Here is a 19,311-nt window from a genome sequence, read left to right as displayed (position 1 = left end):
TTTTCACATTTTCCGTGCCTCTATAGCTAAAAAGCCCCGGCGATCATCACCTCGCCGGAGCTTTCTTCTTAATTGAACTTGTCAATGATGTTTTTAAGATACTGGTTGTCTGCCTCATAGAACTTCTCCTGTTCTACAATTTCGGCAAGTTTCGGATCGATCGGCATCTTTCCGAGTACTTCTACCCCAAGTTTTTCTGCAATCTCGTCAATGTGGCTTTCCCCAAATACAGATATTTTCTTTCCACAGTCCGGACATTCCAGATAACTGTAGTTTTCCACCAGTCCGAGAACCGGTATGTTCATCTTCTTTGCCATATTGTAAGCTTTCTCTACAATCATCTGTACCAGATCCTGTGGCGAAGTCACGATCACAACGCCGTCTACCGGAAGTGACTGAAATACCGTAAGAGGAACATCCCCTGTTCCCGGTGGCATATCAACAAATAAGAAATCCAGATCTCCCCACATTACATCAGTCCAGAACTGGGTTACTACTCCTGCGATCACCGGTCCTCTCCAGATGACAGGATCTGATTCGTGTTCCAGAAGCAGATTGACCGACATGATCTTCGTGCCGTCTTTTGCAACGCACGGGAACATTCCCGCCTCGCTTCCGACTGCACTTCCATGCACTCCATACATCTTCGGGATAGATGGTCCTGTGATATCCGCATCCAGAATACCAACTGAATATCCCTGCTGTACCATCATACGTGCAAGAGATGCTGTCACCATTGATTTGCCGACTCCACCTTTACCGCTGACTACTCCAATTACTTTTTTTACCTGTGAATACGGATTTGCCGGTGCTTTCAGATCTTTCTTCGCACTGCTGCATGAACCCGCATGCGCACAGGAAGAACACGATTCCGGCGAACATCCGCTGTTCTGCTCTTCTGCCATAACGCCATCCTCCTAATTTTCAGGATTTATAAATCCTATTCTTCTACTGCTGCTATCACTTCAATTTCGCAAAGAAGGTTCTTTGGAAGTGTCTTAACAGCAACACAGCTTCTGGCTGGTTTTGATGTGAAATATTTCGCATAAACTTCGTTAAATGCGGCAAAATCTCCCATATCAGCAAGGAAACAGGTTGTCTTTAATACTTTGTCAAAAGAAGTTCCTGCTTCTTCAAGGATTGCTCCGATGTTCTTACATACCTGGTCAGCCTGTCCTTCGATGGTATCAGCTTCTACAGTATCTGTAGCCGGATTGATCGCAATCTGTCCTGCTGAATAAAGGATTCCCCCATGTACATATCCCTGGGAATACGGTCCAAGTGCTTTTGGTGCTTTTTCTGTTGATACTAATTTCATGTTGCAAATCTCCTTTTCAAATATATTCTTTCTATATCATATCACATCTGCCTCAAAATTCCAAATTTATTTTCGCATACAATGTTATGCCAGCTCTGCTTTTTCTCTCGTCACATTCTGAATCCATTTATAGCTTCGGTAGCGCATGACTGTGATCGGTACTTTGATCACCTCATCACTCATCAGAAGGATATAAACAACCTGCACCGGCGCATGAAAGACAAAGGCAGCGATCATACCCAGCAGAATAGAGCATCCCCACATGGTAGACACATCCAGGATCAGACCAAACCTGGTATCTCCTCCTGCCCGGAATACACCCACCACAAGGGTCGTATTGATCGCCTGGCAGAGTGTAAAGTAAGACATAACAAAAAACATAAAATAAAGATACCCCTGCGCTTCCTGTGAGAGTGTCATCACATGATTTGCAATCGGAGCAGCTATCAGAATGATGCCGCCTCCTACCGCACCAGTAATAATACTCAGCCACAAAAATCTTTTTCCATACTCTTTTGCCAGATGAAACTCTTTTGCACCGATGGTCTTACCAAGATAAATGGCAGTCGCATTGGATACACCAAAGGCAACCACCGTTGCCAGCTGTCTTGCAACCTGCGCCACGGAATTTGCTGCCACCGCAGCACTTCCCAGATGACCGATCACTGCTGTATTCGCTGTAGATCCAAGTCCCCACATCATTTCATTCAAGATCACCGGGCTCGCATAAATCAGGAAATCTTTCAGCAGCACCTTGTCGATCTTACGCATATAGACCGGGTGAAATCTAACGTCATGGTTTTTTACTTTTGCATACCAGATTACAATGATAAGTTCTACGATCCTTGCTGTCAGAGTTCCGATTGCCGCACCCATAATTCCCATCTTCGGTAAACCAAATAAGCCAAAAATAAGAAGCGCATTTACCAGGACATTACAAACTAGTGACGCGCTGTAAACAACCGTTGCGATCACAACCTGCTCGATACTCCGCATAATGTAAAGATAGACCTGCGTTGCCGCCATCAGAACATAGGAAAGCGCCACGATCCGCAAATATTTCACACCTTCTGCGATCACGGCCGGGTCACTGGTATAGATATGAAGCAGCACTTCCGGAATGATTTCCGCAACAATGGTAAAAAGAGCTGCACAGCTGACACCGATGGTCATTCCCATTCCAAGGATTTTTTCAATCGTCTGTGTATCTTTCTTTCCCCAGTACTGTGCAGTCAAAACCGTTGCACCTGATGTTGTACCAAAAAGGATCAGTGTCATGACAAACTGTATCTGCCCTGCAAGGGATGCACCAGAAAGAACTTTTTCGCTGACTCTTCCAAGCATCAGCACGTCTGCCGCCGTCACACCCACATTGATCAGATTCTGAAGTGCCATTGGAATTACAAGTGCGAACACTTGTCTGTAAAATTTTCTCTTATTTATTTCCATCTTATTTTCCTGCTGCTTTCCGAAAAATCTGGTATACATCTTCGGCAGTAAGTTCTTTGATTTTTGAAAGTTTTACAGTATCATTTAATGTCGCAGCCATAGCAAGTTCCCGCAGATCTTCCTCTGATACTTCTCCGATCTCCAGTTCCTTTAAATTTGTCGGCATATGAATCTCACGGAAATATTCTACCGTCCGGCGAATTCCCTCTTTTGCGGCTTTCGCCACATCTTCTTCCTCTACGCCCCATACTTTTTTTGCGTAATGCGCAAATCTTTCTTCATCGTTTTTGTAGACATATTCTGCCCAAGATCCCCAGACAGCTGAAAGGGTTGCACCATGCGCCTTATCATATTTTGCACCAAGTGCATGTCCGAGCTTATGTACAGAAAAATCTTTTGCTCTTCCGAGACCTGTCAGACCGTTATGTGAAAGGCTTCCTGCCCACATGATTTCACTCATGGCATCGTAGTCTGTCGGATTCTCCAGACCTTTCTTTCCATTTTCAATCACAACCCGCAGAACTCCCTCTGCAATCTCATCTGTTATCTGATTTCTCGTATTTGGAATAAAATATCGCTCCAGTGTATGCATCATGATATCCACGATTCCGCACGCAATCTGATATTTTGGAAGCGTATAGGTAAGAACCGGATTCATAATCGCAAACTTCGGGCGGTTCAGGCTAGTGCTGATTCCTCCCTTTTTCCTTGTTTCTTCGTTTGTCAGAACTGCGGAATCGCTTGTTTCACTTCCTGCTGCCGCAATCGTAAGTACGCATCCTACCGGTGTCGATCTGGTAAGTATGATTTCACCTCCCCAGATTTCCTCCAGAGACCAGTCCGGGTTTGCCACACCATGGGCGATTGCCTTTGCTGTATCAATAGAACTTCCACCGCCTACTGCAAGAAGAAAATCCGCACCGAACTCAATTGCTTTCTCAACGCCTTCCTGTGCATATGCCATCCGGGGATTTGGCTTTACTCCGCCAAATTCCGCATAAGCAAGTCCTTCTTTTTCCAGGGCTTCTTCTACCTGCGCAAGAAGTCCGCTTTTCTTTACACTTCCACCGCCATATACGATAAATACACGGCTTCCGCCCCATTTCTTAACTTCTTTCCCAACTTCTGCCTGTGTGTTTTCTCCAAACAGGATTTCTGTCGGGGTATACTGTATAAACTTTTGCATTTTACCTCTCTCCTTAAAAAAATCCGAACCGTTCAATAAAGATTGCGGTTCGGACTAAATCTTTCAGTCTTATCTTATAACCATACTTTTCCGGTATGTTCGCCATTGATTACATAGTATACTGCATAATCTTCCGGTTTTACATAAAGCTCAATACTCTTGATCTCGGAAATTTTATGTTTCTGTTTTGTCCAGTCTTTTTTTACTGAAGCAATCATATCTTTTGTGTTTACTTCTTTTTCACCATACTGAAGAACAACTTCTGTTTTGATTTCTTTCTTTGCCGCAGATTTTTTTGCTGTTGTTTTTGGTGCTGCTTTCTTTACTTCTTTTGTAACTTTCTCTGCAGTTTTCTTCACTTCTTTTGCAGCTTTTTCAGCTGTTTCTTCTACTGTTTTTTTCACTTCTCCTGCAGCTTTTTTTACCTCCTGCGCTTTCTTTTCAACAGTAGCCTTTACTTCTTTCGGCTGTGCTTCTTTTTTAGCAGTTTCTTTTACTTCTTCTACTTTTTCGCTGACTTTATCTTCTGCTGCTTTAACTGCTGTTTTTACTTCTTCTTTAGTTTCTGCCGCTGCCTTTACCTCTGCTGCCTTTGTTTCTTTTATCTGTTTTTTCAGTGCCATATTGGTTTGCCCTCCTTAACCGCTAAGCCTTACTATTTTAAATCCGCAAAACTGACAATACGCTGTGTTATCATTTGCTCTTTGACATTATAGCATACTAAATGAAAAAAGTCACATTTTTTCATTTAATTTTACTTGCCTCCGTGTTATACTATAAAAAGACGAGAAAAGGAGGTACGTGTTATGGGTATTTTAGTAGCACTGATCGGTGTAGCAATCATCGCCGCTGTCGTTGTTGCTTCTTTCACTGCCGTTCTCGGAGGTGTCATCGGAGGAGAACTGGAAGACGAAGAAGAATAAAAAAGGTGGCTGTGAAAAATTCAATCGAGTTTTTCACAGCCACCTTTTTATTATTCTTCAAATGTTTCTTTTAACTTATCCATGAACCCTTTTTTCTTAGCTTTACCCTTCGATTCAGAAGCCGGCTCTTCCTGGTTCAGTGTATTTCCTGTCAACTGATCAAAATGTCTAAGCACTTCTTTGGCTTCCGGACTTAATTTTTCCGGGGTCTGAATAACCAGCGTCACATAATGATCACCTCTGACCTGAGGATTTCTCAAAGAAGGTACCCCTTTTCCTTTCAGTCGTACTTTTGTATCAGTCTTAGTTCCCGGTTTTACGGTATAGATCACATCACCATCAACCGTCTTGATTCGCACATCACCACCAAGTGCTGCCTGCGCAAACGAAATTGGTGCAGTTGAGAAAATATGAACATCCTGTCTCTGGAAGATTGGATGTCTGGAAACCGTAACTTCTACCAGAAGGTCTCCCCTCGGTCCGCCATTCACACCCGGTTCACCTTTCTCACGGATTCTTACGCTCTGACCATTGTCAATACCTGCCGGGATTGTGACTTTGATCTTCTTGCGGCTTGAAGTATAGCCTGTTCCACCACAGTCCGGACATTTCTCACGAATGATCTTACCCGTTCCATGACAGTCCGGACAGGTCTGCACATTCTGCACCGTTCCGAAGAACGACTGTGATGTATAAACAACCTGACCTTTTCCACCACATTTTGAACAGGTCTCCGGACTTGTTCCCGGTTTTGCTCCTGTTCCGTTACACTTTGTACATGGATCTTTCAGAACGATATCCAGTTCCTTCTCGCATCCAAAAATTGCTTCCTCAAATGTAATCCGGACACCTTTACGGATATTGGCGCCTTTCATCGGACCATTGTTCGCACGTCCGCCTCTTCTGCCACCGCCAAACAGATCACCGAAGATATCACCAAAAATATCACCAAAGTCTGCCCCGTTAAAATCAAAACCGCCATATCCACCGGCTCCGCCTGCACCGCCTTCAAACGCTGCATGACCAAACTGATCGTACTGACGCCGTTTGTCTGCATCACTCAGAACAGCATAGGCTTCAGAAGCCTCCTTGAACTTCTTTTCGGCTTCTGCATCTCCTGGATTCATATCCGGGTGATATTTTTTCGCCAAAGCTCTGTATGCTTTTTTCAGAGTCGCATCATCCGCATCTCGTGATACGCCCAGGATCTCATAATAATCCCTTTTTGCCTCTGCCATAATCCTACCTCACTTAGATATTTCTCAAAGTATTTTAATACAGAATGTACCCTGGCACATTCTCATGCCCGCGCCGGCTCTCTGCAACATCTTCTTTGCACATGCAGTTCACCTAACCGGAGGCTTTTTATGTCATAAAAAACTATTTTTATTTATGATACATGAAATCTGCAAGACGGTATAATGCCGCCTTGCAGTTTCTCATCTTATCTTACGGATTAAACTTCTTTGTAATCTCCGTCAACTACGTCATCTCCGTTAAATCCTTCCGGAGCCGGTCCTGCTTCTGGTGCAGGTCCAGCCTGTGGTCCTGCCTGACCAGCCTGTGCGCCTGCCTGTTCGTAAACCTTTGTGAACAGTTTCTGAGCGCTTTCCATCAGTTTTTCTTTTCCTGCTTTGATTTCTGCAACCTGAGCATCTGTAAGTTCTTCTGTATTCGCTTTCGCAAGCAGATCTTTCAGAGCCTGTACGTCAGCTTCTACTGCTGCTTTGTCTGCTGCATCGATCTTATCTCCAACTTCGCCAAGTGCTTTTTCTGTCTGGAATACCATAGCGTCGGCATCGTTCTTAGCATCGATTGCTTCTTTACGTTTCTTATCCTGAGCTTCAAATTCAGCAGCTTCTTTTACAGCTTTGTCGATATCTGCATCAGACATATTAGATCCTGCTGTAATTGTGATGTGCTGTTCTTTTCCTGTTCCCAGATCTTTTGCAGATACATTTACGATACCGTTTGCATCAATATCGAATGTAACTTCGATCTGTGGGATTCCACGTGGAGCCGGCGGAATTCCATCCAGTCTGAACTGTCCGAGGGACTTGTTATCTCTTGCAAACTGTCTTTCACCCTGTACAACATTGATATCAACGGCTGTCTGGTTATCAGCTGCTGTAGAGAAGATCTGGCTCTTCTTTGTCGGGATTGTTGTGTTTCTCTCGATCAGTCTTGTAGCTACACCACCCATTGTTTCGATAGAAAGTGAAAGTGGAGTTACATCAAGAAGAAGGATGTCGCCTGCACCTGCATCTCCTGCAAGCTTACCACCCTGGATAGAAGCACCAAGTGCTACACATTCATCCGGGTTAAGAGATTTGCTTGGTTCTTTTCCTGTCAGACGTTTTACTTCTTCCTGAACTGCCGGGATACGTGTAGATCCACCAACAAGAAGTACCTGACCTAAGTCTGCTGCTGTAAGTCCTGCATCAGAAAGTGCACGTCTTACCGGTTCCTGTGTCTTTTCTACAAGGTCACGTGTCAGTTCATCGAATTTAGCTCTTGTAAGAGTCATATCAAAATGCTTCGGTCCTTCAGCTGTTGCTGTGATGAACGGAAGGTTGATGTTTGTTGTTGTTGCAGAAGAAAGTTCTTTCTTTGCTTTTTCAGCTGCTTCTTTCAGTCTCTGAAGTGCCATTCTGTCTGTTGACAGGTCTACGCCTTCTTTTGCCTTGAAATCTGCAAGCATATAATCTGTGATCTTCTGGTCGAAGTCATCTCCACCAAGTCTGTTGTTACCAGCTGTAGAAAGAACTTCGATAACGCCGTCACCGATCTCGATAACAGATACATCAAATGTACCACCACCAAGGTCGTATACCATGATCTTCTGTTCTTTTTCATTGTCAAGTCCATATGCAAGAGCTGCTGCTGTAGGCTCGTTGATGATACGTTTTACATCAAGACCTGCAATCTTACCTGCATCTTTTGTAGCCTGACGCTGAGCATCGTTGAAGTAAGCCGGAACAGTGATAACTGCTTCCGTAACTTTTTCTCCAAGATATCCTTCTGCATCTGCTTTCAATTTCTGAAGGATCATAGCTGAAATTTCCTGTGGAGAATATTTCTTTCCATCGATGTCTACTTTATGATCTGTACCCATCTCACGCTTGATAGATGAGATTGTCTTTTCTGCATTTGTTACTGCCTGACGTTTTGCAGGTTCACCTACAAGACGTTCTCCTGTCTTTGTAAATGCTACTACAGATGGTGTAGTTCTTGCTCCTTCTGTATTTGCGATTACGACCGGCTGTCCACCTTCCATAACCGCTACACAACTGTTTGTTGTACCTAAGTCAATACCAATGATTTTGCCCATTATGAAGACCTCCTGTTAATATAATAAAAATTGTATTTTGCTTTGTTATTTATATAAAGTGTATCGTAAATGCGGTACACGGTATATCTTAGTTTGCTACCTTTACCATGCTGTGTCTTACGACTGAGTCACGGTACATATATCCTTTCTGGAATTCCTCAGCTACTACATTTTCACCAAGTTCTTCATCCTCCACATGCATCACTGCATTGTGGAAATTCGGATCGAATTCCTGACCAACTGCTTCGATCGGTTTTACTCCGATTCCTTCCAGTGTGCTCATCATTTGTTTATAGATCTTATCCATTCCATCTACGAACGGATCATCTTTCTTTTCTTCCGGTACGGACTGAAGTCCGCGTTCAAAGTTGTCTACAATCGGAAGAATTTTTTCTACAACATCTTTGGCTCCGATCTCATACATCGCTGACTTTTCTTTTTCAGTACGCTTTCTGTAATTATCGAACTCAGCCATGTGTCTCGTAAGTTTGTCTGTCAGATCTGCGATCTGCTCATCCTTTTTATCTTTTTTATTCTTCTTTTCAAACAGCTTCTTTTTCTTTGGTTCTTCAGCATCTTCGGAATTCGTCTCTTTACCAACAGCTTCTTCCTCTGTTGCTTCGGTTTCTTCCGCGTCTTCCGGTTCCTGCCCTTTTGCCTCCTGCTCTTTGGCTTCTGCCTCCGCAGCTTTCTTTGCTTCTTCCACTGCTTCTTTTACCATTTCTTCATTACTCATCTTTTTATCCAATGGTTCTTCCACCTTTCTTACTTCTTATTCGAGCTTTTTCGGCTCATCCCTGTGGAATATGTCATCCAGCTCTGCCATCAGTGTCTTAAGCGTCTTCATGACATGTTCATAATCCATTCGCTTCGGTCCGATGATTCCGATGGTTCCCTGCATGCCCTCGCCCAACTCATATGTTGCTGTGACTACGCTGCAGTCTTTCATGTTCTCCACATTCGATTCATCTCCGATGTATACCTGGATGTCTCTGTCTTCACCGCCGTTTGCCATTGACTTTGTTACCAGAGCGGCAAGCTGCTGCTTTTCTTCAAAAGCACTGATGATCTCCTGTGCGCTCTGCTTATCACTAAGCTCCGGATACTTGAAAATATTCGTCGCGCCACTGGTGTAAATCTCCATGTCGTCATCCAGCTGGATCACATTCGCTACTGCATCCAGGACACTGCTCATCACTCCACTGTGGATCCCTGCCTGTTCTTTCAGTCTTGCGATCACTCCCAGATTGATCTGCTCTAGTGAAGTTCCGTTCAGCGAAGTATTCAGAAGCATATTCAGCTTCAATAGTGCTTCATTGCTGAGCGGCTCATCCAGTGTCACGATCTGGTTCTTTACAATGTTGCCTTCCATCACGATCACAACGATCAGCTGATGGTCATCAACCTGTGAAAGCTGGATAAATTTTAATTTGTTCCCGTTGTAAGTCGGAGTCGAAATCATCGTCGCATAATTTGTGTTGTTCGCAAGAACCTTTGCAACCTGCTTCAGAAGTTCTTCCATCTTGTCAGCCTTCTCAAGCATCTGACCTTTGATTTCGGTAATCTCCTGTTCCTTCTGGCTCATCAGCATATCCACATACCATCTGTAACCTTTATCCGACGGAATCCTTCCTGCTGATGTGTGAGGCTGCATGATATAACCAAGCTCTTCGAGATCTGCCATCTCATTCCGGATCGTTGCCGAACTTAAATTCAGATCCGTATACTTGGAAATCGTTCTGGATCCCACAGGCTCTCCGGTCTCAAGATAGTTCTTAATGATTGCATGTAAGATCTTCGTCTTCCGCTCACTAAGTTCCTGTATGGCTTCCATATGCTACCTCCTTTTTGTTATTAGCACTCGTTATGTCTGAGTGCTAACATTTTCTACGCTTATAAATGTACCACTTACTATTCACTTTGTCAACAGGGTTTATGATTTTTTTATTTTTAGTCCGGTTCCACCCGGATATGCTGTCGGATTCCAATTCATTTGAGGCAATGTAGATGAGACTCAAATCATTGTGGAAGCCATTGCTGACACAATGATTGCTTTCGGAGGCTCATCGGAATGGTTTGCCGATTGAATCGGAATCCCTTCTTTTCTGCCTGAACCGCCTGCTCCCTTCCTCCCAAACTCCCCACCCGACCGTCAAACCAAAAAATACACACCCCAGCCTCCCGGTCTGATGGTGTGCATTTCTTCTATTATATATAGTACATATCCTGACTGTATTCACTGTATTCCTGATATTTTTGTTCGAGGTCAGAGAGAAACAGATTCTCAAGGATATCCTGTAGTCCTCTGTTCAGACGTTCGATAACTTCACTCTGTACAGCCTGAGCCGCAGCTCTTCCGTTCTCGGCGCCTTCTACATCCTCTTCTTCGATGAGATAATCACCTTCCAGCGCACGTAATATTTCCGCAACCGAAATCTTTGTGGCAGGCTTCGCCAACAGGTATCCCCCCTGCGGTCCTTTCACACTTTTGATGATTCCGGCTTTTCTGAGTGCCGCAAATACCTGTTCCAGATACTGCGGTGAAATACTGTTACGCTCTGCAATTGCTGCAAGTGCAACATGGGATTCTTTCGAGTATACGGACAGGTCGATCAGTGCCCGAAGTCCGTATCTGCTTTTCTTTGAAAAATTCATATTCTACTCCGTGAAGAGCGGTGTGGAGTAATATCTGTCTCCGGTATCCGGAAGCAGTGCCACAATCGTCTTTCCTTTGTTTTCCGGACGTTTTGCAAGTTCGATCGCTCCATAAAGTGCAGCTCCCGAAGAAATTCCTACCAGGATTCCCTCTTTCTTTGCAAGCAGCTTTCCTGTTGCAAAAGCGTCATCATTTTCTACAGTAAATATTTCATCATATACAGTTGTGTTGAGTACGCCCGGTACAAATCCTGCTCCGATTCCCTGAATTTTGTGAGGACCACCTTTTCCTGTAGAAAGTACCGGTGAACTTGCAGGCTCCAATGCAACGATCTTCACATCCGGATTCTGGGATTTCAGATATTCGCCGACACCGGTCAGTGTTCCACCTGTACCAACACCTGCGATAAACAGATCTACTTCTCCGTCTGTATCCTTCCAGATCTCTGGTCCGGTTGTCTTTCTGTGTACTTCCGGATTAGCCGGATTAACAAACTGTCCAGGGATATAGCTGCCCGGGATCTCTTTTGCAAGTTCATCTGCTTTTTCAATCGCACCCTTCATTCCCTTTGCGCCTTCTGTCAGAACAATCTCTGCTCCGTATGCTTTCAGTATGTTTCTTCTTTCTACACTCATTGTCTCCGGCATAGTAAGAATGATACGGTATCCTTTGACTGCTGCAATCGATGCAAGACCGATTCCCGTATTTCCCGAAGTAGGCTCAATGATAACAGAACCTTCTTTTAATAATCCTTTTTCCTCAGCATCCTCGATCATTGCTTTGGCAATTCTGTCTTTTACACTTCCAGCCGGGTTAAAGTATTCCAGTTTCACAAGGATTCTTGCCTCTAATCCTAATTCTTCTTCAATATTTTTCACCTCTACAAGAGGAGTATTTCCAACAAGCTCTAAAGCACCATTATAAATTTTTGACATCGTAAGTTCTCCTTTCTTTTCCTACTATTTCGATAGGTTTAACTTGATGATGTCATTATATGCCTATAAAACCTATTTGTCAAGTATACTTTATATTTTTCTGATTTTCCAAATTTTACTCTTCCAGCAGAAACTCTACAAACACACTGTTGCTGACATCAATCCCCCGTTTTGTAAGCCATACTCTGTCATCATCTTGCTCAAGAAGCTTTAAGCTTTCCAGTTTGCAGATCGGTTCACCGTAAATGTCCTCCAGACTTTTCCCAAAATACTCTGAAAATTCTTTTTTTGAGATTCCGTCCACTTTCCGCAGTCCAAGAAACATAAATTCCTCCATTTCCTCAGTTTCTGTCAGAAGCTCTGCCTGAAATTTGTTCCTGTAGGAATGTGCATACTCCCTTAACTGATCCGGGTTCGTGTAGCGACTCATTTTTCCTTCCAGCTTCCTGCATTTTCCAATCAGATCCCCGGGAACCAGAGATGCCGCACCAATTCCAAATCCCAGATACGGAATTCTCTCCCAATATCCCAGGTTGTGCCGGCAGGCATATCCCTCCTTAGCATAATTGGAAATCTCGTAACGGTGATATCCGTTCTTCTCCATCAGCGTTTCCGTATCCCAGTACATCTGACGCTCCGCATCCTCATCCGGAAGCTTTGGCCCTTCTTTTGCTTCGTCTTCTACATATTTTTTATAGAAAGTTGTTCCCTCTTCCAAGATCAGACTATATGCAGAAATATGCTCCGGGGAAAGTGCCATTACCTGCTCCAGTGTACGCCTCCAGCTTTCCACCGTCTGCCCCGGAATTGCCGAGATCAGGTCTACATTGATATTTGCAAAACCATTGGCTCTCGCCAGATGATATGCTTCCAGAAATTCTTCATAAGTATGGATTCTTCCAAGCAGACGAAGTTCCTCATCATTGACCGACTGCAGACCGATACTCAGACGGTTCACCCCTGCCTGTCTGTACTTTCGCAGTTTTTCTTCCGTTACCGTTCCCGGATTCATTTCCATAGTGATCTCTGCGTCCTCATCCAACGTAAATATTTCCCTGACCGTATCCATCAGCCGCCCAATCTGCTCACCGGTAAGAAGAGATGGGGTTCCGCCTCCGAAAAAAATGGAAATCACCCTGTAATTCTGCACTGTATCCGGACAGTTTCTGATCTCGTCGACCAGCATTTTCACATATTCCTCTTTTTCCTTTTCTCCGGCCGGACCGGAAAGGAAATCACAATATGCACATTTTTTCACACAAAACGGAATATGAATATATAGTTCTAAAGGCTGCATCTGCTTTTCTCCTTTTCTGTGCAAAAGGCAGGAACCTTTCCCTCGGAAACCGCTCCTGCCTTTTTGTGTATACGATGAACCAAGTACAGATTTGTGCTTGCACAAGAATCTGTACTTGGCGAATGTACATCATCGAGCTGTTAAGCGAGATAGTGTACAAAGTATACGAATCGAGTAGGAGTCAGCCTGCTCGATTATCCTTTGTCTGTCTATTTGTCGTCCAGTTTTAATACACTCATAAATGCCTTCTGTGGAATTTCTACATTTCCAACCTGGCGCATACGCTTCTTTCCTTCCTTCTGCTTTTCCAGAAGCTTCTTCTTACGGCTGATATCACCGCCGTAGCACTTGGCAAGTACGTCCTTACGCATGGCTCTTACTGTCTCACGGGCAATGATCTTGCTTCCGACAGCTGCCTGGATCGGAATCTCAAAAAGCTGTCTCGGAATCTCTTCTTTGAGCTTCTCACACATCTTTCTTCCTCTCTCATAAGCACTTCCCGCAAATACAATAAAGGAAAGAGCATCCACTTCTTCTTTGTTGATCAGGATGTCCAGCTTGACCAGATCAGATTTGACATAGCCGAGCATTTCATAATCAAAAGACGCATAACCGCGGGATCTGGATTTGAGCGCATCAAAGAAATCATAGATGATCTCATTCAGAGGCAGGTGGTATTTCAATACCGCTCTGGTCTCTTCGATGTATTCCATTCCCTGATATTCGCCACGTCTTTCCTGACACAGATCCATGATCGCACCGATAAATTCGGATGTCACCATAATCTCTGCTTTTACCATCGGCTCTTCCATAAAATCAATTTCTGACGGATCCGGAAGATTAGACGGATTAGTCAGGTCGATCACTTCTCCGTTGGTCTTGTGCACCTTGTAGATAACGCCCGGCGCAGTTGTCACCAGATCCAGATTGTATTCTCTTTCCAGTCTCTCCTGAATGATCTCCAGATGCAAAAGTCCAAGGAAACCACAGCGGAAACCAAATCCCAGCGCAAGAGAGGTCTCCGGTTCAAACTGAAGTGCCGCATCGTTGAGTTGCAGTTTTTCCAGTGCATCTCTCAGATCCGGGTATTTGGAGCTGTCTGCCGGATACATTCCGCAGTACACCATCGGGTTGACCTTTTTATATCCCGGAAGAGGCTCAGAACATGGATTTTCCGCACCTGTTACGGTATCACCCACACGGGTGTCCTTTACATTTTTCAGGCTGGCTGTAAAATATCCAACCATTCCTGCTGAAAGCTCATCACAAGGGATAAATTGTCCGGCACCAAAATATCCAACCTCCACAACATCGGCAGTTGCACCTGTCGCCATCATATGAATCGGCATTCCTTTCGTGATACATCCTTCTTTGATACGGCAGAATACGATAACGCCTTTATACGGATCATAGAGGGAATCGAAAATCAGTGCCTGAAGCGGTGCATCCGGATCTCCTGTCGGAGAAGGGATCTTTGTCACGATCTGTTCCAGAACCTGATCTACATTAAGCCCTGTCTTTGCCGAGATCAGTGGTGCATCCTGCGCTTCAATTCCGATCACATCTTCAATCTCTTCGATCACACGCTGCGGCTCTGCGCTTGGAAGATCGATCTTGTTGATAACCGGCATGACATCCAGATCATGGTCCAGTGCCAGATATACATTTGCCAGTGTCTGCGCTTCTACGCCCTGTGCCGCATCAACGACCAGGATCGCTCCATCACAGGCTGCAAGACTCCGTGACACTTCATAGTTAAAGTCTACGTGTCCCGGAGTATCGATCAGATTAAAGATATATTCCTCCCCATCCTTTGCCTTATAAACCGTGCGGACTGCCTGTGATTTGATTGTGATACCACGTTCTCTTTCCAGATCCATGTTATCCAGCACCTGTGCCTGCATCTCTCTGCTGGTCAGAAGACCTGTCTGTTCAATAATACGGTCCGCCAGTGTGGATTTTCCATGGTCAATATGTGCAATAATACAAAAATTCCGAATCTTTTTCTGATCCATATGCATATTTTCAGTCTCTCCTTTTTCTTCTTATCTATATCTGATTACTTTTCCCGTTTGCTACTGTACTGCACCAGAAAGAGTTCCACCGAGAGGATATCTCCCATCTTTCCGGTTTTTACATCTTCTTCCGTCTGTACACCGGCTTCTACGATCCCACGCAGCTCTTTCCTGGTAAATGCCTTCGCCTGTGCCCGGTACTTTCCTACCAGGAATGGCATGATTCCCACCTTGGCGGCAATCTCTTTTGGCGGAATCCCAGTACGGTCCATCTCTTTTACCTCCATCAGGATACGGAACTGTCTGGTCAGCAGGTAGAGGATCCGCATCGGCGGTTCCTTCAGTGTCAGAAGATCATAATAGTAATCCAGCGCTTTTTTCTGCTCTTTTGCTGCAACTGCATCTACCATATCAAAAATATGGTTTCCGATCTGCGTAGTACAGATTTCATCAATATCTGCTGCCGTGATCTCCGTGTGGTTCATGCAGTAACAGAATAATTTTTCCAGCTCCTGCCCGAGATTCTCCATGTCATTACCAGTCTTTGCAAGCAGATAGCGCACTGCTGCCTCCGACATCTGAAGCTTCTCCTTTTTCGCCATCCCAAGAATCCAGCGGATCAGTGTCTTTTCATCCTGCCGCTTCAGTTCTACAATATGACCTTTCTCCTTGATCACTTTGTAGAGCTTTCCTCTCTTATCCAGCTCTGATTCCACAAAGATCATATAAGTGGTCTCCGGCATGTTCTTTAGATATTCTGCCAGCTCCGGTGTCGCATTTTTCAGAAAACCGGTATTTTCCAGAACGATCAGCCTGCGCTCTGCAAAAAAAGGTAATGTCTCGGCAAGGTCGATAATCTCCTTCGGGTTCGTGTTCTTTCCCTCAAAATAACGATAATTCATCGTGTCACCTTCCGGAACCATCGCTTTGACGAAACGGTTTTTATATAATTTTTTCAGATAAGCTTCTTCGCCGTACAGAAGATAAATCTGCTTAAACTGTCCTGTCTTTAAATCTTCATTCAAACTTTTCATGGACTTTGGATACCATATTCCCTTCCATCTGTATACATACTGACAGCACCTCTGTCTTTCGTATTATATAGGCTTACGCCCCATTTTGCAAGTCTTTCCAGTGTTTCCGCATGCGGATGTCCATAACGGTTTTCTTTTCCGGATGAACAGAATGCTACCCGTGGTCGGATCACTTCCAGAAGCTCTTCGCCGGTCGCATTTCTTGATCCGTGGTGTCCGACTTTCAGCAGATCATAACACGCCGGAAGTTCTCCTTTTTTCCGGAGATTCTTTATTCTCTCTGCCAACAGCTCTTCTCCGGTATTTTCCAGATCTCCGGTAAAAAGCATGGTAATTTTTCCATATTGCAGGTGAAGTACCAGAGAATTTTCATTTCCATTTTCAGATGGCTCACCTTCTCCAGGCCAGAGACAACGCATCTTCAATTTTCCAGACAGAAAAATAGTATCCATCTCCATTACCCGTACCTTCGTTCCTGCCTCTTCTGCCAGATTACATAATTTAATAAGCCTTTCATCCCAATATTTCTGTTCCGGAAAAATCAGATACTGGATTTCTACTCCATACTTTCTCCGTTCCAGAAGTTCTTCCACTGCATTTAAGTGATCCACATCCCCATGCGTCACCCACACATAATCCAGCCTCTTCACGCCCCGGAATTTTAAAAATGGTTCCAACCGGTATCTTCCTGCTGCATCTACCGAACTGCTTCCGCCGTCGATCAGGTAATTTTTTCCGTTTCCGTCCCGAAAGAAAAAACAGTCGCCCTGTCCCACATCCAGCATAGTCAGCTCCATCTGCCCTCGTTTCCACTTTGGGATCCCGAGCAGGATGAGCAGGATCCCAGCTGTCACAAGCTGTCTTACCACCTGTTTCCCGGTTTGTCTACCCTCTTTCTTTTCCTTCCTTTTTCTCCACAAATAAAATAGAAGAACCCCATAATAACAGGCAATCTGCCAGAGCCGTGGTCTTCCCGGAATCCACCTTGCCCCCGGAAGTTCCAGGAGCAGACCGCTCCCTTTTTCATAAAAAAGCAAAATCCACTCTGTTATTTTCCAAAGTGCGCTCTGCATTATATCTCCTGCCCCACACGGAATCAGCATGACTGCCATCCCTGCACTCCCGCAAAACAGAAGCACGGATGTCATCGGAATTACCAGAAGATTCCAGGCTGGCGCATACAGGCAGGTTTCATAATAGTGCCACAATGTAACTGGCAGCAGAAAAAGCCAGAGCCTCACCGACATCCGGACACTGTCTGAAAATCTGCCTTTTTTATTTCCCAAACCAATCAGATAGATACCGAGAACCGCAGCAAAAGAAAGCTGGAACCCTGCCGTAAAAAGCCGCAACGGATTTGCCAGAAGCAAACCAATTTCCGCAATCCCAAGTGCCGTCAATCCATCGTATTCCCTTCCTGTCAGCTCTGCTCCCATCCGGATCAGAAACATGGTAAACGCCCGCAGTGCCGAAACACTCATTCCAGTCATCACCACATAGCTCCCAAGAAGCAGACTTCCCACTACACCGGCCTGTAAAATAGAAAATCCGGTTTTCCTAAGCCCCCGGTAAAGTCCGTTGCCAAAAAAAGAAATATGCAGACCGGATATAGCCAGCAAATGCCCGATCCCTGCCACCCGGTAAAGTTCTTTCACTTTCTCTTCTGTATAAAAAGAATCTCCCAGAAGAACCGCACACAAAATACCCCCTCGACGCTTTCCCATCTCTCTGCAGATCTCATCTGCGGTCCGGTTCCTAAACTGCCACAGCTTTTCGCGGAAGGAAGTCTTTTTCACCTGTTTTTCCAGAACCTTCCCTTTCCATAAGACTGCCTGGATATTCTGCTGCTTATAATAATTTTTCTGGTCAAAATTGCCCGGATTGGCCGCCGGATCAAAAAATCCCACATTGCCTTTAACCAGAATCCGCTGTCCGATTTCCGGACCATTTCCCTTTTCATCCAGATAGACAAGCAGCCTCTCGTCAGCGACTGCTTTTCCATTCCCCATCTCTCTGATCTGTATTTTTTTCAGATACAGGATCAGTTTTTCTTCTTTTCTGGTTTTCTGATAAACCTCTCCTTCCACCATCACTTCTTCCGACTCTTTCCAGAGCTTCTCACACCTTGACACACCGAGTCTTCCAAAAATCTTTCCTCCCCCTGTCAGATACAGTACCAGAATCAGTCCTGCCAGAAGTATTCCGGCAAAACCAAGTCTTCGCTTGATCAACCGATCAATCCTCCTTTATCATTTCCTGGTTTCTGCTCAGAGGTTCATCCAGCTTTATACTCTCCTGATATACAATACTGCTGTCTCCGTTGATTGAAATCTGTACTTCAGAGACATTTCCACCATCGATCACTGAATTTACGATGGAATAGATCACCGTCTCCGGACTGACTCCCGGAGCAATGTTCCGAAGTCCTTCATCAAAATTCAGATAGCAGATATGATCTTTGATCGACACACCCAGCAGCTTTGTTCCTTTTGGTATGGTAGCAAGCAGTCTGTTATTGGATGGTCCTCGCATCAGCTGTTCCACTACAACCCGTTCCTTCGACTCATTGCTGTTATACCGCACCGTATCCTCTTCCTTTTGCAGCTTTTCTCCAGATGAATCTGCATAATACAGCGTAAGCTTCATCTCCTGGAAAGAGTTAATAGAAGAGCCTGTGTTCTGTACAAAATCTTCTGCCTGCTGGTATCCATAAGTATTCCCCTTTTTATCCGTAAGTGGCGTTCCATCTACACAGATCATCACCAGATCCACTCCGTCGATCTGCGTCAGTGAACGGACAAGCGCTGCCCTGCACAGAACCTCTCTTACCGTATCCATCTTTCCGTAAACAGCATTATAGTACAGGATCAGCTTTTCATCCTCCAGAGTGTATCTCTCCAGTTTTACCTTTTTCGGCAGTGCCGCCTGTGCCTTCACCTCGTCATCACACTTCTGCAGCGCAGACAGCATTCCTTTTACTTCTTCGTCCGCCGACTTTCCTGTTCCATCATAGCCGTTCGGAACCAGCGCCGTTCCGCTCTGGTTAATCTGGTAAATCGTGTATTTTGCATCTGCTTTCTGCTCCTTTTTTCTGCATCCCACAACGCCTGTAAGAAGACACACTGCAAGAAGAATGCTTATGATCTGGTAATTTTTTTTCATTCTTC

16 protein-coding genes are annotated in these 19,311 nt (G+C 44.7%); all 16 read right to left on the bottom strand.

Annotated features, from left to right (window positions below; all coding sequences use genetic code 11):
• Positions 1-68: 68 nt before the first annotated feature.
• The gene (locus PG766_RS00435; protein ID WP_117823958.1) at positions 69-905 is read right to left on the bottom strand and encodes an Mrp/NBP35 family ATP-binding protein; all 837 of its coding nucleotides are present in this window, start codon (positions 903-905) and stop codon (positions 69-71) included.
• A gap of 35 nt (positions 906-940) precedes the next feature.
• A complete protein-coding gene (locus PG766_RS00430; RefSeq protein ID WP_117556305.1) occupies positions 941-1,318 on the bottom strand; it encodes a RidA family protein in 378 nt (125 codons plus the stop codon).
• An 84-nt stretch (positions 1,319-1,402) separates the two neighbouring features.
• Positions 1,403-2,767: an MATE family efflux transporter gene (locus tag PG766_RS00425; RefSeq protein ID WP_117556428.1), complete on the bottom strand. Its 1,365-nt coding sequence runs from the start codon at positions 2,765-2,767 to the stop codon at positions 1,403-1,405.
• Position 2,768: 1 nt separating this feature from the next.
• Complete coding sequence (locus PG766_RS00420; RefSeq protein ID WP_182438572.1) at positions 2,769-3,953, bottom strand: iron-containing alcohol dehydrogenase; 1,185 nt, start codon at positions 3,951-3,953, stop codon at positions 2,769-2,771.
• A 74-nt stretch (positions 3,954-4,027) separates the two neighbouring features.
• Positions 4,028-4,576, bottom strand: coding sequence for a DUF6465 family protein (locus tag PG766_RS00415; protein ID WP_070097332.1), 549 nt, complete (start codon positions 4,574-4,576; stop codon positions 4,028-4,030).
• 350 nt (positions 4,577-4,926) lie between these two features.
• Positions 4,927-6,114, bottom strand: a complete 1,188-nt coding sequence (dnaJ, locus tag PG766_RS00410) for a molecular chaperone DnaJ (RefSeq protein ID WP_008374725.1) — start codon at positions 6,112-6,114, stop codon at positions 4,927-4,929.
• A gap of 218 nt (positions 6,115-6,332) precedes the next feature.
• On the bottom strand, positions 6,333-8,207 hold the full coding sequence (gene dnaK, locus PG766_RS00405; RefSeq protein WP_008374721.1) for a molecular chaperone DnaK: 1,875 nt from the start codon (positions 8,205-8,207) through the stop codon (positions 6,333-6,335).
• A gap of 88 nt (positions 8,208-8,295) precedes the next feature.
• Positions 8,296-8,943 carry a nucleotide exchange factor GrpE gene (gene grpE / locus PG766_RS00400; RefSeq protein WP_022220706.1) on the bottom strand — a complete coding sequence of 216 codons (648 nt, stop codon included), beginning with the start codon at positions 8,941-8,943 and terminating at the stop codon, positions 8,296-8,298.
• A gap of 36 nt (positions 8,944-8,979) precedes the next feature.
• Complete coding sequence (hrcA, locus tag PG766_RS00395) at positions 8,980-10,041, bottom strand: heat-inducible transcriptional repressor HrcA (RefSeq protein ID WP_008374717.1); 1,062 nt, start codon at positions 10,039-10,041, stop codon at positions 8,980-8,982.
• A 374-nt stretch (positions 10,042-10,415) separates the two neighbouring features.
• Positions 10,416-10,862, bottom strand: coding sequence for an RrF2 family transcriptional regulator (locus tag PG766_RS00390; RefSeq protein WP_008374709.1), 447 nt, complete (start codon positions 10,860-10,862; stop codon positions 10,416-10,418).
• A 3-nt stretch (positions 10,863-10,865) separates the two neighbouring features.
• Complete coding sequence (gene cysK, locus PG766_RS00385) at positions 10,866-11,798, bottom strand: cysteine synthase A (RefSeq protein ID WP_118198450.1); 933 nt, start codon at positions 11,796-11,798, stop codon at positions 10,866-10,868.
• A 115-nt stretch (positions 11,799-11,913) separates the two neighbouring features.
• Positions 11,914-13,095: a radical SAM family heme chaperone HemW gene (gene hemW, locus PG766_RS00380; protein ID WP_118198451.1), complete on the bottom strand. Its 1,182-nt coding sequence runs from the start codon at positions 13,093-13,095 to the stop codon at positions 11,914-11,916.
• Between the two features lie 209 nt (positions 13,096-13,304).
• The gene (gene lepA / locus PG766_RS00375; protein ID WP_008374702.1) at positions 13,305-15,116 is read right to left on the bottom strand and encodes a translation elongation factor 4; all 1,812 of its coding nucleotides are present in this window, start codon (positions 15,114-15,116) and stop codon (positions 13,305-13,307) included.
• A gap of 38 nt (positions 15,117-15,154) precedes the next feature.
• Positions 15,155-16,144, bottom strand: a complete 990-nt coding sequence (gene holA / locus PG766_RS00370; RefSeq protein ID WP_117556313.1) for a DNA polymerase III subunit delta — start codon at positions 16,142-16,144, stop codon at positions 15,155-15,157.
• A complete protein-coding gene (locus PG766_RS00365) occupies positions 16,141-18,375 on the bottom strand; it encodes a DNA internalization-related competence protein ComEC/Rec2 (protein WP_270590231.1) in 2,235 nt (744 codons plus the stop codon). Before PG766_RS00365 ends, holA begins: the two co-directional genes overlap by 4 nt.
• Positions 18,376-18,379: 4 nt before the next feature.
• Entirely contained in the window at positions 18,380-19,306 is a 927-nt protein-coding gene (locus PG766_RS00360) for a GerMN domain-containing protein (protein ID WP_147356964.1), read from the bottom strand.
• Between the last annotated feature and the right edge of the window lie 5 nt (positions 19,307-19,311).

The organism is Coprococcus sp. LG101-27, assembly GCF_027695515.1.
GTDB classification, from domain to species: domain Bacteria; phylum Bacillota; class Clostridia; order Lachnospirales; family Lachnospiraceae; genus Allocoprococcus; species Allocoprococcus comes.
Note: the sequence above shows the minus strand (reverse complement) of the source record. Positions and strands in the feature narration are given on the sequence as shown.

Bases quoted from the DNA above. Each gene is read 5' to 3' on its own strand.
- PG766_RS00435 (WP_117823958.1), bottom strand. From the start codon at position 905: ATGGCAGAAGAGCAGAACAGCGGATGTTCGCCGGAATCGTGTTCTTCC.
- PG766_RS00430 (WP_117556305.1), bottom strand. From the start codon at position 1,318: ATGAAATTAGTATCAACAGAAAAAGCACCAAAAGCACTTGGACCGTAT.
- PG766_RS00425 (WP_117556428.1), bottom strand. From the start codon at position 2,767: ATGGAAATAAATAAGAGAAAATTTTACAGACAAGTGTTCGCACTTGTA.
- PG766_RS00420 (WP_182438572.1), bottom strand. From the start codon at position 3,953: ATGCAAAAGTTTATACAGTATACCCCGACAGAAATCCTGTTTGGAGAA.
- PG766_RS00415 (WP_070097332.1), bottom strand. From the start codon at position 4,576: ATGGCACTGAAAAAACAGATAAAAGAAACAAAGGCAGCAGAGGTAAAG.
- dnaJ (WP_008374725.1), bottom strand. From the start codon at position 6,114: ATGGCAGAGGCAAAAAGGGATTATTATGAGATCCTGGGCGTATCACGA.
- dnaK (WP_008374721.1), bottom strand. From the start codon at position 8,207: ATGGGCAAAATCATTGGTATTGACTTAGGTACAACAAACAGTTGTGTA.
- grpE (WP_022220706.1), bottom strand. From the start codon at position 8,943: ATGAGTAATGAAGAAATGGTAAAAGAAGCAGTGGAAGAAGCAAAGAAA.
- hrcA (WP_008374717.1), bottom strand. From the start codon at position 10,041: ATGGAAGCCATACAGGAACTTAGTGAGCGGAAGACGAAGATCTTACAT.
- PG766_RS00390 (WP_008374709.1), bottom strand. From the start codon at position 10,862: ATGAATTTTTCAAAGAAAAGCAGATACGGACTTCGGGCACTGATCGAC.
- cysK (WP_118198450.1), bottom strand. From the start codon at position 11,798: ATGTCAAAAATTTATAATGGTGCTTTAGAGCTTGTTGGAAATACTCCT.
- hemW (WP_118198451.1), bottom strand. From the start codon at position 13,095: ATGCAGCCTTTAGAACTATATATTCATATTCCGTTTTGTGTGAAAAAA.
- lepA (WP_008374702.1), bottom strand. From the start codon at position 15,116: ATGCATATGGATCAGAAAAAGATTCGGAATTTTTGTATTATTGCACAT.
- holA (WP_117556313.1), bottom strand. From the start codon at position 16,144: ATGAAAAGTTTGAATGAAGATTTAAAGACAGGACAGTTTAAGCAGATT.
- PG766_RS00360 (WP_147356964.1), bottom strand. From the start codon at position 19,306: ATGAAAAAAAATTACCAGATCATAAGCATTCTTCTTGCAGTGTGTCTT.